At 41.0% G+C, this 13084-nt stretch carries 13 protein-coding genes and 1 pseudogene; 2 read left to right on the forward strand and 12 right to left on the reverse strand.

From position 1 onward, the window contains the following. Window positions 1-74: 74 nt before the first annotated feature. Window positions 75-1481, reverse strand: a complete 1407-nt coding sequence (locus tag HNQ84_RS03335) for a cryptochrome/photolyase family protein (protein WP_435621166.1) — start codon at window positions 1479-1481, stop codon at window positions 75-77. 80 nt (window positions 1482-1561) lie between these two features. On the opposite strand from HNQ84_RS03335, the gene HNQ84_RS03340 reads away from it, so the two are divergent. Then, a complete protein-coding gene (locus tag HNQ84_RS03340; RefSeq protein WP_435621167.1) occupies window positions 1562-3022 on the forward strand; it encodes a phytoene desaturase family protein in 1461 nt (486 codons plus the stop codon). A 22-nt stretch (window positions 3023-3044) separates the two neighbouring features. Here HNQ84_RS03340 and HNQ84_RS03345 read toward each other — a convergent pair whose 3' ends face one another. Then, a complete protein-coding gene (locus HNQ84_RS03345) occupies window positions 3045-3449 on the reverse strand; it encodes a protease complex subunit PrcB family protein (protein WP_435621168.1) in 405 nt (134 codons plus the stop codon). A 126-nt stretch (window positions 3450-3575) separates the two neighbouring features. Here HNQ84_RS03345 and HNQ84_RS03350 point away from each other — a divergent pair, with 126 nt between their 5' ends. Further along, window positions 3576-5063, forward strand: coding sequence for a multicopper oxidase family protein (locus HNQ84_RS03350; RefSeq protein ID WP_435621169.1), 1488 nt, complete (start codon window positions 3576-3578; stop codon window positions 5061-5063). 36 nt (window positions 5064-5099) lie between these two features. Here the strand turns inward: HNQ84_RS03350 and HNQ84_RS03355 are convergent, their stop codons facing one another. The 10 genes and pseudogenes from HNQ84_RS03355 to HNQ84_RS03400 all read right to left on the reverse strand — a co-directional run bounded on the left by HNQ84_RS03355 (window position 5100) and on the right by HNQ84_RS03400 (window position 13079). Further along, on the reverse strand, window positions 5100-5444 hold the full coding sequence (locus HNQ84_RS03355) for a HepT-like ribonuclease domain-containing protein (protein ID WP_435621170.1): 345 nt from the start codon (window positions 5442-5444) through the stop codon (window positions 5100-5102). Then, the gene (locus tag HNQ84_RS03360) at window positions 5428-5703 is read right to left on the reverse strand and encodes a nucleotidyltransferase family protein (protein WP_435621308.1); all 276 of its coding nucleotides are present in this window, start codon (window positions 5701-5703) and stop codon (window positions 5428-5430) included. The genes HNQ84_RS03355 and HNQ84_RS03360 overlap by 17 nt, the downstream gene beginning before the upstream one ends. 164 nt (window positions 5704-5867) lie before the next feature. Continuing rightward, window positions 5868-5954: pseudogene (locus HNQ84_RS03365) on the reverse strand (copper-binding protein); the annotation flags it as partial. 106 nt (window positions 5955-6060) lie between these two features. Continuing rightward, window positions 6061-7254: a hypothetical protein gene (locus tag HNQ84_RS03370; protein WP_435621171.1), complete on the reverse strand. Its 1194-nt coding sequence runs from the start codon at window positions 7252-7254 to the stop codon at window positions 6061-6063. Next, window positions 7247-7942 carry an ATP-binding cassette domain-containing protein gene (locus HNQ84_RS03375; RefSeq protein ID WP_183246799.1) on the reverse strand — a complete coding sequence of 232 codons (696 nt, stop codon included), beginning with the start codon at window positions 7940-7942 and terminating at the stop codon, window positions 7247-7249. Before HNQ84_RS03375 ends, HNQ84_RS03370 begins: the two co-directional genes overlap by 8 nt. Before the next feature lie 927 nt (window positions 7943-8869). Next, on the reverse strand, window positions 8870-9073 hold the full coding sequence (copZ, locus tag HNQ84_RS03380; protein ID WP_435621172.1) for a copper chaperone CopZ: 204 nt from the start codon (window positions 9071-9073) through the stop codon (window positions 8870-8872). Between the two features lie 35 nt (window positions 9074-9108). Then, window positions 9109-11490 carry a heavy metal translocating P-type ATPase gene (locus tag HNQ84_RS03385; protein WP_435621173.1) on the reverse strand — a complete coding sequence of 794 codons (2382 nt, stop codon included), beginning with the start codon at window positions 11488-11490 and terminating at the stop codon, window positions 9109-9111. Between the two features lie 14 nt (window positions 11491-11504). Further along, entirely contained in the window at window positions 11505-11810 is a 306-nt protein-coding gene (locus tag HNQ84_RS03390) for a metal-sensing transcriptional repressor (RefSeq protein WP_055441593.1), read from the reverse strand. 48 nt (window positions 11811-11858) lie between these two features. Then, window positions 11859-12407, reverse strand: a complete 549-nt coding sequence (locus HNQ84_RS03395; RefSeq protein ID WP_435621174.1) for a TVP38/TMEM64 family protein — start codon at window positions 12405-12407, stop codon at window positions 11859-11861. Continuing rightward, window positions 12408-13079 carry a response regulator transcription factor gene (locus HNQ84_RS03400; RefSeq protein ID WP_435621175.1) on the reverse strand — a complete coding sequence of 224 codons (672 nt, stop codon included), beginning with the start codon at window positions 13077-13079 and terminating at the stop codon, window positions 12408-12410. Between the last annotated feature and the right edge of the window lie 5 nt (window positions 13080-13084).

The raw sequence follows: 13084 nt of genomic DNA on the forward strand, positions 1-13084 counted from the left end.
ATAATCCTTCACAAACTTTACGTCTTAGTCGCAACAAAAATGAAAAGCCCACTTCATCAAGCGGGCTTTTATACTCACTCATTTATCTGAAATAACGCAATCGCACGTTGGCGTTGCAGGCGATGATCGACTGTCGGCGCAGGATAATTGATGTTGAAGTTGCTTTTCCACGGTTCATGAATATGTGGCGAAGGGAAAAAAGCAAGTTCATGAACATATGTGCGAATATACGTGCCGTCCGGATCAAACTTTTTCGACTGTTCAATCGGGTTAAACACACGAAAATACGGCACAGCATCCGTCCCAACAGAAGCAGCCCATTGCCATCCTCCGATATTTGATGCTTCATCATAGTCAATTAACATGTGCTGAAAATATTGCTCGCCCATGCGCCAATCGATCAAATAATCTTTTGTTAAAAACGATGCCACGATCATACGAAGACGATTGTGCATCCATCCTTCTTCTTTCAATTGACGCATCCCTGCATCAACGAGTGGAAAGCCTGTTTTTCCTTCTTTCCAAACTTGAAACCGTTCATTATCGCGTGACCATGGAAGATGGCGGTATTTTTCTATAAACGCTTCTGTTTTTGTAAATGGAAAATGCGCGTAAATCATATGGTAAAAATCGCGCCATGCTAATTCTTTTATATATGTTTCTACCGCTTCGTCATAGCCATTACCAAATTGTTGCGCAACCGCATGAAACACTGTCCGAATCGAAATCGTTCCTGTTTTTAAATGTGGGGATAATCGACTCGTTCCCGCAACGCTTGGAATATCGCGCTTTTCGTCATAATACGGAAGAGCTGATTCGATAAAATGTTGTAAAGTGATCAGCGCATCTTGTTCACTCGTACGTTCCCAACGCTTCGTACACTGTGAAAGCCAGCGCGTAAAAGCGCGTTCGTCATCTTCTGACAGCGGTGTGATATGCAACATATGTGCACTCAATAGATCCATATCAATAGAAAGTGGGAAACGTTTCGGACGTTTCCGCCAGGCACGGTAATACGGTGTATATACTTTATAAGGAGTTCCGTCTGCTTTTAGCACATCAAATGCGCCGTGCATATGGGCATCATCATATGTATACACTTCCACCCCATGTTTTTGTAACAACGCCTGAACGTAATCGTCCCGCTCTTTTCCACGCCCGACTTCGTCTTTATTAAAAAAGATGGTGTTCATATGTGTACGGCTGATTAGCCGAACGAATACATCATCCACATCTCCATACAACACGTGAACATGTATCCCGTATTGTTGACGCAACGTTTGTCGAAACTGCTCTACTGTTTGAAAAAAATATTCATGGTGATACGTTCGTTCTTTTGCAAAATAAGGGTCAAAGTGAAAGAAAAAAAGAAGTTTCCCTTGTCTTTCTTTCGCCCAATGAAGCGCGTGCACGAGCGCTGTATGATCGTGCAGACGAAAATCTCGGCGAAACCAAACAACTGCTGTATGCATGTATCCCATCCTTTCATCTTTTACACACTTTCATTGTACAATATTTGTTCAATAATTGTATAATAAAAAGAAAAAAGAAGGTGACTATATTGTACGATGTCATAATCGTTGGAACAGGATTTGGAGGGATAACGACAAGCGCCCTTCTTGCGAAAAAAGGATATCGCACATTGACGCTTGAAGCCGCAAACGAACTCGGCGGATGCGCAGGAAAATTTGAACGGCAGTCGTTTCGCTTTCAAGCAGGAGCGACGCTTGGGATGGGATTTGAAGAAGATGGTGTATTTTCACAACTTTTTCATGAGCTCGGCATGTCCTCTCCTCCCGTTCATTTATTACACACCGTAATGGATGTACACTTTTCTGAGCGGACGATTCGTTATTACCAACAAAAAGAGCGTTGGTTTGATGAAATTGCCCTACAGTTTTCAAAAGATAGCGGAGCCATCGTCCGTTTTTTTGAAGAAATGTTTTCTCTTGCAGATGCACTCCTTTCTTTTATATATAAACGACCGATGATTCCACCAAAAACGATGAGACATATATTCGAAACGATACAAAAAGCAGATCGAAAATTATTGAGCGCAGCACCATTTTTATTTCAATCGATTGCAAAACGCCTGCAACATTATGGCATTCGCGACGAGACGTTTATCGCTTTTTTAAACGGCCAACTCGTTGATAGTGTGCAAACAACGATTGAACGTTGTCCTGCTTTACTTGGCGCCGTTGCCTTAAGCATCTTCCATCGCGGTGCATTTTACGTTGAGGGCGGGCTCGCAACCGTTGTTCATGCACTTGCAGAACGCTACAAACAACTTGGCGGAGAACTACGGATGCGTGAGAAAGTCATTTCCATTCGCAAAGAATGCCATTGGCTTGTGACGACAAATCGAAACCAAACGTACGAAGCAAAACATGTTGTATTTAACGGCTCTGTCCATAGTATTTTTGCCATTTTAGACGATTCTATTAAACGTACATTTTCGATACGCGAAGAAAAAGAAAAAAAACGCCCGGCTTGGGGAGCGTTTACGATTTACATGGGAGTGGACGACAACTTTCAGACAGATAGCTTATACCATCAATTTATCGTTGACAAAACAAAGCCGATGAGTGAAGGAAATCAATTTTTATTGTCCACTTCCGCACCGTTTGATCGACAAATGACGCCTGTAGGAAAACGTTCCATCACGATTTCCACGCATACCGAACCACTTCATTGGTGGAATCGTCATGCGTATGATGAACAGAAAAAGATGCTTACAGAACAAATATTGCAACGTGTGAATAAAACATTCCCATTAACGAATATACATGTTCAATTAGTCGGCACACCTGTAACATTTGCTCGCTTTACTCACCGTGCGTTCGGAAAAGTAGGTGGGTATATTCCAAATGGTGCCTTCAGTTTGTTTTCCACGTATGCCCTACAAACAAATGTCGAAGGGCTTTGGCTTTGCGGAGATACTGTATTTCCTGGCGCAGGCTCGCTCGGTTGCGCGTTATCAGGGTGGATCGTGGCGGATGCGATTGCTATGGTCAAATAGCTCTATGCATGAAGCATAGGGCTTATTTTTTCTTTATTTCGATCGGAATCGTTGTTTTTATTTTTATAGCGACTTTCGGATACGTTAACGCTTGTGTAACGATTGCATCTGGTGCTGGCTTTTGTTCTTTATAATAGACGATTGCTTTGCCTTTTTTATATCGGACCTCGGTAACTTCAACCCCATATCCTCCTGTTTTTCTTTCTCCGAGATGAATGATCGCATACGTCATGTCATCTTGTTGAACTGTGTACGTTTGAAATTGTTTATGTTGTTTATCATATAATGCTTTTACATGTGGTGGAAGCTGTTCGCCTGTTACAACTTCGTACGCGATCGTTTCTCCCTCTTTATATCGTTCATCCGCTTTTGATACACCGCAAGCAGAGAGAAACAAAATGCTAAATACAAAAAACCATTTTTTCATACACATTCTCCTTTTTTCTTTTTCTTCTTCATCTTATGCTGAAACGACAACCGTCATCCACATTCATAAATTCTCCATATTTTTATTTTACAATAGTGGCAATAAGATTTAGAAAGGGGAGATAAAATGTTACGACAACTGTTTATATTGGCTGTGCTCGCTACGTTCACCGCTGCATGCACAAATGATTCTCCACATCATTCTACAGAGCATAAAGAAAAAACGAAACGATCGGACGTATTATCTGGACAAGAAATTCATCTTGTTGCAAAAGAGGCGCAGTTGCAAATAAATGACAACATAACCGTTCCTGTTTATACGTATAACGGTTCCGTTCCCGGAGCGCAAATCCGCGTAAAGCAAGGAGAGCGCGTAAAAATTGTCTTTAAAAATGAATTACCAGAACCGACGGCCATTCATTGGCACGGCTATCCTGTTCCAATTAACCAAGATGGCGTACCTGGCGTCACAATGGACGCAGTCAAACCTGGCGAAACATTTACGTATGCATTTACAGCAACGATCCCTGGGACATATTGGTATCATTCGCATCAAAAAAGCGCCGAGCAAGTGGATAAAGGGTTATACGGCACTCTGATCGTCGAACCGAAAAAGGAAGAAAAAGTCGATCGAGACTATACGCTAGTGCTAGACGAATGGATGAGTCAACCAGAAACATCGTCAACAAACGGACATGCTCAACATACAAATATGCACCACGGTGGCGATGGAATGATGCATGATATGAGCATGTACGATATTTTCACCATAAACGGAAAAAGCGGAACGTCCATTGAACCGTTAAAGGTGAAAAAAGGGGAAAAAGTACGGCTTCGTCTGATTAACGCAGGGTACATGTCCCACAAGCTTCATTTGCACGGACATAAGTTTCAAATTGTCGCAACGGATGGTCAGCCGATCAACAGCCCACAACCAATCAAAGACGAATTGTTAAATATCGCTCCCGGCGAGCGTTACGATATTGAATTTATAGCGGATAATCCAGGCGAATGGTTACTAGAATGCCATGGAAATATGAAAGGCACCGATGGCATGAAAGTAAAAATTCAATATGAGGGGCAAGCAAACCATACGGACAAAGCAAATGCAAAAGAAACGCTTCCTGTTGTAGATATAACGACATACGGAAAACAGAAACCGGCTCGATTTACATTAGACCAAACATATGATGTCGAATACACAATGGATTTAGGAACAGCAATGGGCAAAAATGGGATGGTTTTCACGATTAACGGAAAAACGTATCCTGACACAGCTCCAGTTAACGTGAAAAAAGGCGATCTCGTCAAAGTAAAATTCGTGAACCATTCACCGACGGACATCCACCCGATGCATGTACATGGACATTTCTTCCAAGTATTAAGCAAAAATGGGAAGCCAGTTACAGGCTCTCCATTGATTAAAGATACGTTAAATATAAATCCGAGTGAAGAATATGTCATCGCATTTCAAGCAAATAATTCAGGGAATTGGATGTTCCATTGCCACGACTTGCACCATGCGTCAGCGGGAATGGTGACAGAGGTCAAATATACCGACTACAAATCGGACTATACCCCAGATCCGAATGACACAATGAATAAAGGGGAATAAAGATCCCCCCCTCTAAATAAAAGCGTTGGAGGGGGGTTAGACTTTTTTCTCATTTAGCAATTGCATAATATGTTGCTTTAGCCTGGGGATTTTATTTTGGACAACATCCCAAACAATTCGATAATTAATGGAGAAATAACCGTGAATCATCATATCCCTCATGCCAGCCATCTTTCTCCATTCGATATGTGGAGATGCCTGTCTCATTTCGTCTGGAATGTGTTTTGCTGCTTCTCCGATTACTAATATGTTTTTAATGACCGCATCTGATATTAAATCATTATCTAGAAAGTCATCATAAGAAAGCCCTTGGGTGTACTTCTCAATTTTTTCTGCAGCAGCCAGAATATCTTGTAAAAAAACGCTAGGCTCTCTCTGCATACTTAGCACTCCTTAAAATAGTCGGCTTTAATGTCGGTTTGATATCATCTACAATAACTAAATCTACCGGTTTTTGAAAATGATCTTCCAAACTAAATTTCAGCTCCATATAGTTATCGAATGTCATCGCATGATCTATAAATTCTACCAACACATCAATGTCACTCGATTCTCTTTGTTCTCCACGACTGTATGAACCAAATAGTCCGATTCGTTTTACGCCATACTTTTTGCTCCATATATCTAAATTTTTTGACATTTCACGAAGTATGTCTTGTTGTGATAACAAATGAATCACCACCTTTTTCTTCGTATCTGCTATTTTCATTATAACATCTCGGCTTTTTATTATTCTTCGTGAAAAAGAAAAAATTTGCGCTATTGAAAAGGGGTGCCCGATTATTTTCGGGACACCCTCTCTCCTCACTTCACATCATATCCTTGCTCTTCAATCGCTTCTTTCAGTTTTTCTACGCTTACTTTTGTTTCATCATAATCTACATTAACCGTATCCTTGGTTTCAGATCGCTTCGCAAAAAGACAAACACATCGCTGACGAGGGGATACAAACGTATGAGTTGTGCCTCCCACATTCACTCTTAATCCAATTGAATTATTAATGGAGCCATGTCATTTCTATATAAGGAAAAGAGTACAGTACCCCCCCTAGAGCATATAGCATCGCTCTGAAAAACTTTTTTTCTGTATAATTAAATAATACATTTTTCAGAGGTAAACATCCCCAAATCAACAAAAAGGAAAGCGGTAGCTTTATCAAAATTGAAAAACTTAAAATGATAGGCACTAACATAAAAATAAGGTGGCATATATATTTTCTTTTCACATACTGTCTCAAGTTGATATGAAAAACGAGACTTTTTTTCATTGTTTCTAACTCATATTTGTTCAATTTCGTCAACATATGATCCGTGAAAAAAATGACTAAAAAAATGTAAACCACTTCGTAATAAAAATGGTCTAGCCAAATTCCTGCCATGCTAAATAGTAACAAAGTTGTTACGTAAGCAAAAAAATCTTTCTGATAGTACCTGATTTTTAAAGCTTCCCTCATGAAGTAAAATGAATAATCTTGATCATAATACTTCAGCAATAACTTTGTATTTGATGACACTTTTTTTGTTGTGAGTAACTGTTGAATCTCCAATATTTTACTTATATCTTTATTTAACAGTCCCTCTCCCATTTTAGACATAATTTGATAGTAGCGATGCAATAATGAATAGTCTAGCGATTTCAAAGAAAACAAATGTATAATCATCGCCACAAACATCAAAGCTGGAATTATTATCGCCTTTACATAAATCGCTATGAAACCTAACACCACTGTACTCATCATGAGCAACTGAACATACAATATTTCATATTGATAACGCATGAAACATAGGTAATTAAAAAGAACATTAGCTAATAGAGCTATAATCAACGATATGCTGACTTGTTGCATGAATAGCACATAGACGATCAAAAAAGCGATGCTGGGGAAAATCATTTTCATGAGCAAATATCGCTTAAATTTTTTAAAATCAAAAAGCCGATACTGAAAAATTTGAAACGGAACATTTATGATCGGGTTATTTTGAAATAACTTGACTACCCCATAAACAAAAATCAAATAAGGAGCATAGTGATTAACGATATTCCCATAAACACGACTCAAATCGATTGCTACGGGAACAAGAAAAAACATGGCAACAATCATCCCAACGACATAGAAAGGATATTGTTTGACGATCCGCATCCCTTTTCTCATTTGATTGAGTATAAAATAATATACGATATGACTATTCATAACTATCACCAATGATTTGAGTAATTGTTGACCGTCCAATTTCATTAGGAAGATAACGAATAACGTTCTTATCTTTAATAATTAAATATTCATCGCAAATGGCTTCTAAACTATCCAAGTCATGGCTAGAAACAACAATAATTCTGTTCGGACTTTTTTGAGATATTAATAATTTTTCCAATGTATTCACTTGGATTGGATCAAGGGTAATAAAAGGTTCATCCAATAACAGCAACTTACTCCCTCTTAAATACCCAAAGGCAATACCAAACCTTTGAAGCGTCCCCCTCGAAAGCGCATGAGGAAAATAATCAATGTAGTCTCCCAACTTAAACAGGTCGACAATTCCTTCTATTTTCTTTTGTGCTTTTGTTTTTTGAAGTCCCTTAATTTTACATAAAAACAACATTTGTTCGTACATCGTCAAATCTTGAAAAAAAGAGTGATCATCGCTAATGAACGTAGCATCCAAATCAAAATAATCTTTGTTTTTAATGGAAACATCCCCCCAAAAAATATCTCCGTATTCTTCTTTTTTCAAACGTACGATCGTTTTTAACAATGTTGTCTTTCCCGCTCCGTTTCTCCCGATTAGACCATATATTTTATTCTCTTGAAATTGATAGCTTAAGTCGCGAAAGATCACTCTTTCATTGTATTTTATAGTGATATGTTCTAACCGTAACATATGTTCGCCCTCACTTATTTATTTCGAATAAAATACATTTTTGATTCTGATCCAAAATATAAAAATTACTAAAAAATTCACGAATATTTGATCTAAACAAGAACTTGTTAAACAGCCAACAAATATTGGTTCCAGCAAGCGGTAAGTAGTCTCGACTTAAAAGGTGTAATGTAACATCCAGCAATTTGAGAATTAATCGTTTTAGGAGTTACAAAATTCATCATATTCACCACCTTTCTTATTACAAAATGGAATTAAAAACCTACAATTCTATTATTATTTAATTTAAGGAAAACAATCAATATAAACAGTTTATGTTTCAAAAAAAATACAAAATTTAAGAGGTACTGTCAAAAGCTTTAAAGACGTACCCCGATTTTTTGTCGATCTTACGCGATGAATGATAAGAATGGGACCCAAAGGCCAACTATGCGAAAGCGAAGGTGATGGATTCGTTGGGGCGCGAAGACGAGGTGGATCGCATTGTCTTGGAGCGTCTGGCCAAAAGCATTTCGCGATTCCTTTCTCCTGACTCATGAATCGTGGCCGAACGTAAGAGACGAATGCGAGCGTCTCATGCTTGGGCATTTTTCTTTAAAAAACGGAGACCTTGATCAACGAACCGAACTGACGGCCAAACAATCGCAACTCTTTGCGGCTCTAGAAGACCGGTGATTTAATGAAAAATCAGTTCTTCTCTCACAACAGAAAATGCGGATGGAGCGAAAATCATGTTTTTTAACCAGCCTTCTAGATACACGCCCGAAGTGTGCCCAAATGACTCCGTTCCTTTTTGTATCAAGGGGCGAGAGGCATTTTGTTTGCCTAGTGACTATCGAACTCGGGTTCATTATTCTTCATAAAAAGAAAAAACCTTTCGATACTAAAAAAGGGCATCCCTTCGACAGAGGAATACCCTTTTCTCCCTTACTTCACATCATATCCTTGCTCTTCAATCGCTTCTTTCAGTTTGTCTACGCTGACCTTCGTTTCATCATACTCGACATCGACCGTACCTTCTTGCAAATGCACCTCTACACGGCTGACGCCATCTAATTGTTGAAGTGCATTCGTTACCGCTGCTTTGCAATGTCCGCATGTCATTCCTTGTACTTGTAATGTAATCGTCATCGTCCATTCCTCCTTAAATGTTTATATTTTAATGTTTATATTTTCACGCGTTTCAAACGAAGGGCATTTGTTACGACCGATACAGAGCTAAACGCCATCGCTGCCCCAGCGATCCACGGTTGTAATAATCCAGCTGCAGCGACAGGAATGCCGACGCTATTATAAAATAATGCCCAAAACAAATTTTGCCGAATGTTGCGCATCGTTTGCCGGCTCAGTTCAATCGCTTTTGGAATATGCAGTAAATCGCCGCCAACGAGCGTCACATCCGCCGTTTCAATCGCGACATCTGCGCCTGTGCCAATCGCCATCCCAATATCCGCTTTCGCGAGCGCTGGAGCGTCGTTAATGCCGTCGCCAACCATCGCCACTCGTTTCCCTTGTTTTTGCAATTCCTCGACGATTTTCGCTTTGTCTTCCGGAAGCACTTCCGAATACACATGTTCTATGCCGACTTGTTTCGCGATCGCCTCGGCTGTTCGTTTATTGTCGCCTGTCACCATATACACATCGATGCCCATTTGTTTTAATGTCGCAATCGCTTGTTTTGATGTTTCCTTGATCGTATCGGCAACAGCGATCATTCCAGCAAGCTGTCCATCGATCGCAACAAGCATGACCGTTTTTCCTTCGCTTTCAAGCTTTATCATTGTTGGCTCATGTTCGGCAATATTGACCGCACGTTCGTTCATTAACTTGCGCGTGCCGATGAGCACGTGCTTTCCGTTCACCGTTGCTTCAATTCCATGCCCAACAAGCGCAGAAAATTGCGTCAACGGTTGCGCGACGATTCCGTTTGCTTTTCCGTACGCCACAATCGCTTGTGCTAGCGGATGTTCAGAAGCACTTTCGGCGGAAACAGCATGCTCAAGCATATGTTCTTGAAATGACAAAACATCAGTCACTTCTGGTTTTCCTTTTGTTACGGTCCCGGTTTTATCGAGTAGCACCGCGTTAATTTTATGCGTTCCTTCTAAATACTCACCCCCTTTAAAAAGAATGCCATGTTCTGCTCCTTTTCCTGTACCGACCATAATCGACGTCGGCGTCGCAAGGCCGAGTGCACAAGGACACGCAATGACAAGAACGGCAATCGCCACTTCCAGCGCAGTTGGTAAATCATTTGGCGCCACAACGAAATACCAAATGAGAAAGGATAACACAGCAATGCCGACAACGATTGGAACGAAAATGCCGGAAATCGTATCCGCCATCCGCTGAATCGGCGCTTTCGACCCTTGCGCCTCTTCGACGATTTTAATAATATTGGCAAGTGCGGTATCTTTTCCGACTTTTTCTGCGCGAATCGTTAGTATTCCGTTCGTGTTGATTGTTGCACCGATCACGAAGTCCCCTTCTTTTTTATCTACCGGAATCGATTCGCCGGTAATCATCGATTCGTCAACTGAAGAAGAGCCGGCGATCACCGTACCGTCCACCGGGATTTTTTCTCCTGGCTTGACAAGGATTGTATCGCCGATTACTACTTCCTCTAATGGAACTTTTCTTTCTTCCCCATTACGGATGACAGTCGCTTCTTTTGCCTGCAAACGAAGTAGCTTGGAAATCGCTTCCGTCGTTCTCCCTTTCGCAAGCGCTTCAAAGTATTTGCCGACAAGCACAAGCGTAATCAAGACGGCGCTCGTTTCAAAATATAAGCGCGGTTCATGATTCGTGAGCGCCCGCAACGTTTCAAATAAACTATAAAAATAAGCAGCCGATGTGCCAAGTGCGACAAGAACGTCCATATTCGCGCTCTTGTTTCGTAACGCCCGGTACGCTCCGACATAAAACGGAGCACCGATATAAAACTGAACCGGTGTTGCTAATAAAAGCTGAACCCATGGATTCATTAATATGTGCGGCATCGGCAAGCCTATATCAAATGGCATATGGGCAACCATCGTATAAAGCAAAGGTAAGGATAAAAGGGTAGAAATAACAAGTTGCTGTTGTTTTTGTTTAAGCCTCTCTTCTTTCCGACGAGCATCGTCTTGTTCCTCGTTGCGAATTTGTCCCTTGTACCCAAGCTTTTTGATTTTTTCTAAAATGTCTTCGACAGATGTAACGCCTTCTTTATATTCGACAACCGCACTGTTTGTCGCTAAGTTTACCGTAGCGCTTGTAACACCTTCCATCCGATTTAACCCTTTTTCAATCCGTGTCGCACATGCTGCACATGTCATGCCTTCAATATCGAGCGTCACTTTTTCAGCCGCCACGCCATACCCTAACTTTTCAATTTTCGCTTCAATATCGGCAAGGCTACATTTATTCGGGTCGTATTGAACAGTCGCTTTTTCCATCGCTAAATTGACGGTTGCTTCTACCCCGTCCATTTTATTGAGCACTTTTTCAATGCGGGTAGAGCAGGCAGCACATGTCATGCCGGTCACCTTTAGTGTCACCGTTCGCATCCATTTTCCCTCCCTTACTTTGAAAATTGCTTAATGACATCCATCAGCTCACGAATGGACGTTTCGCCATTTCCTTCGCGAATCGCTTTCGATACACAATGGCTGACGTGACGTTCTAACAAATTCAATCCGACTTTATTTAACGCGGCCGTAATCGCCGAAATTTGCACTAAAATATCGATGCAATACCGATTGTCCTCGACCATTTTTTGCACACCGCGCACTTGTCCTTCAATACGCTTCAAACGTTTAATAATGTTTTCAATTTCTTCTTCCGTGCGCGGAACCATTCGTTGTTCATGAGGCTCACAATGGGACATTTATTTCACCACCTTCATCATACATTATACCGGTAGTGGGTATAAAACTCAACGTGCAAACATACGTCGTACAACAACGATAAATATCCCTAACGCAACGAACGTGAAAATGACTTTCCCTTGCCATGTCCAATTCATCACTTGATGCACCGAATATGCCTCTAACAACAGTGCGGGCAGCTTCCCAATCGAGCTTGCTGCTGTAAAAAGAAGGAGCGACATGCGCCCGATAGCGGCAACGAACGTGACCATTCCGGATGGAACAAATGGAAGAAGACGCAACGATAAAACAAGTAAAAACGCTTCTTTTCCTTCTGCCATAAGCAAACGTTTCACTTTCGGATAGGAAAACCATTTTGTTTCTGAAAATTGGCGAAACCCTTTTCGATATAAAACGAAAGATACAATCGCCCCAACAGCCTCCCCGACAAACGATAAAAAAGTACCTTTCCAAAAACCGAATACCGCCAAGTTAGCGGCAGTGAGAAAGACGCTCGGGACAACGCCTAAAATACTAATGATGACATTCATTGCGATACTGATTAAAAAAGCAAATGGTTCATATGTTCGGAATAACGCAATCATCTGTTGTTCCATTTATGCCTCCCATTTATATCCTACCCCCCAAACGGTTTGCAGAAACTGATCAATCGGGAAACCAGCTTGGCGAAGTTTTTCGCGAATATTTTTTACGTGCGAATCGACGGTTCGTTCTTCTGTATTGGCATTATACCCCCATAATGTCACGATCAGTTGCTCGCGGCTAAATACTCGATTTGGATGTTTGAGAAAAATCCCTAAAATAGCAAACTCCTTTGGCGTGAGGGAAATATCGCGCTCGGCATATTGAACTTTATGCTGCGCTTCGTCCCAAACTAAGCCGTAAAACTCTAGTTTCGCTTGTTTTCCGACCGAACGGCGCAATACTGCCTCCATCCGAGCGAGCAATTCGGATTCGTCAAACGGTTTTGTAATATAATCATCTGCGCCGATTTTTAGCCCTTGGACAACGTCTGTCGTCGCATCTCTTGCGGTGACCATAATAATCGGAACGTTCGAAAACTCTCGTATTTGTTTGCACGTTTCCCATCCGTCCATCTCTGGCATCATGACATCAAGCAACACCAGATCCGCTTTATTATTTTCTAAATAGCGAATCGCCGCTACTCCTGACTCGCATTTCACACAACGGTACCCGTTCGGAGTAAGATACAGCTCTAATAAATCTAACATTCGTTTTTCGTCATCAACCAATAAAACCGTGTACACCTTCA

The organism is Anoxybacillus eryuanensis (assembly GCF_051200995.1).
Taxonomy (GTDB): Bacteria; Bacillota; Bacilli; order Bacillales; family Anoxybacillaceae; genus Anoxybacillus; species Anoxybacillus tengchongensis.